Origin of the sequence: Kitasatospora sp. NPDC056138, assembly GCF_042264695.1 — a bacterium.
Lineage (GTDB): Bacteria > Actinomycetota > Actinomycetes > Streptomycetales > Streptomycetaceae > Kitasatospora.
In genome coordinates this window covers 1-1,674 of sequence record NZ_JBHJVK010000090.1, presented here as the reverse complement: position 1 = coordinate 1,674, position 1,674 = coordinate 1, and the positions used below count along the sequence as shown (strand labels likewise).

At 68.2% G+C, this 1,674-nt stretch carries 1 protein-coding gene; it reads left to right on the top strand.

All coding sequences use genetic code 11. The features are described 5' to 3' along the window. Positions 1-138 precede the first annotated feature (138 nt). Positions 139-1,599 (top strand): transglycosylase family protein, encoded by a 1,461-nt coding sequence (locus ACFC1R_RS34650; RefSeq protein ID WP_375945580.1) that lies wholly within the window; start codon positions 139-141, stop codon positions 1,597-1,599. The last annotated feature ends 75 nt before the right edge of the window (positions 1,600-1,674 follow it).

The window sequence follows — 1,674 nt, the reverse complement described above, 5'->3', positions numbered from 1 at the left end:
CTCTGCGTTACGCCTGTGGCCAGTTTTATTTAAAACAACCATTTACCGGGGCGAAGCTCCCCGGGCCCGCCGCACCCCCCCGGCCCGGCCCCCCGCGGCCACCCTCCCGGCTCCCACGACTTCCCGAAGGACCTTCCGATGACCCGCACTCCCTCCCGCTCCGTTCGCACCCGTATGGGCGTCACCGCCGCTGGCGTACTCGGACTGGTCGTCACCGCGGCCGCTCTCGGCACCGGCCAGGCGAACGCCGCCTCGGTGGCGACCTGGGACAAGGTGGCCCAGTGCGAGAGCTCGGGCAACTGGAGCATCGTCAGCAGCAATGGGCTCTACTACGGCGGCTTGCAGATCAACCTGAGCAACTGGCGGTACTACGGAGGCACCGCGTACGCCGCCCGCCCGGACCTCGCGACCAAGCAGCAGCAGATCCTGATAGCGGAGAAGATCCTCGCCGACCAGGGTGCCGGGGCGTGGACCTGCAGCCCGGGCACCGGCCTGTCCACCGACCGCACCAACCCGTACCCGGATGTGGTCCCCACTCCAACGCCCGCCCCGACGACGGCCCCCTCCTCGGCGGCGGCCCCCGTCCTCTACAACCCGGACACGGCGACCGCCGAGGTGTTCGCGGTTGGCGCGGACGGTGTGCTGTCCCACAGCTACAGCACCAACGGCGGCGCCTGGACGGACTGGTCCACGCTGGACCCCTCGTTCCGGTTCTCGGGCGTTCCGGCGGTGGTGTACAACCCGGTGAACAAGGTGACCGAGGTGTTCGCGACCGGCAAGGACGGCGTGATCTCGCACAACTACCTCTTCAACGGCGGCCAGTGGAGCGGCTGGTCGACGCTCGACCCGTCGTACAAGTTCTCCGGCAGTCCGACCGCTGTCTACAACGCCTCGACGAACGCCATCGAGCTGTTCGGCATCGGTACCGACGGCGTGCTGAACCACACCTACAACCTCAACGCCGGCGCCTGGCAGGGCTGGTCCTCGCTCGGCACGTGGAAGTTCGCGCGCACCCCCACTGCTGTCTACAACCCCGACACCAAGACGGCCGAGGTGTTCGACATCGGCCCGGACGGAGTGCTGTCCCACAGCTACAGCACCAACGGCGGCGCCTGGACGGACTGGTCCACGCTCGACCCGTCCTTCCACTTCGGCGGCGTTCCGGCGGTGGTGTACAACCCGGTGAACAAGGTGACCGAGGTGTTCGCGACCGGCAAGGACGGCGTGATCTCGCACAACTACCTCTTCAACGGCGGCCAGTGGAGCGGCTGGTCGACGCTCGACCCGTCGTACAAGTTCTCCGGCAGCCCGACCGCCGTCTACAACGCCTCGACGAACGCCATCGAGCTGTTCGGCATCGGCACCGACGGCGTGCTGAACCACACCTACAACCTCAACGCCGGCGCCTGGCAGGGCTGGAGCTCGATCGGCAGCTACAAGTTTGCCGGCGCCCCCACCGCCGTCTACGAGTCCGGGACGCAGGCGGCCGAGGTCTTCGGCGTCGGTGCCGACGGCCTGGTCTCCCACGCGTACAGTGCCAACGGCGGCAGCTGGAGCAGCTGGACCACCCTCGGCACCTGGAAGTTCCAGACCAGCTGATTCCGAGCGGCGCGTAGCCCGCTGCCCCGGGGGCCCGATCGGGCCCCCGGGGGTGTCTCTTATAAACAACTACGA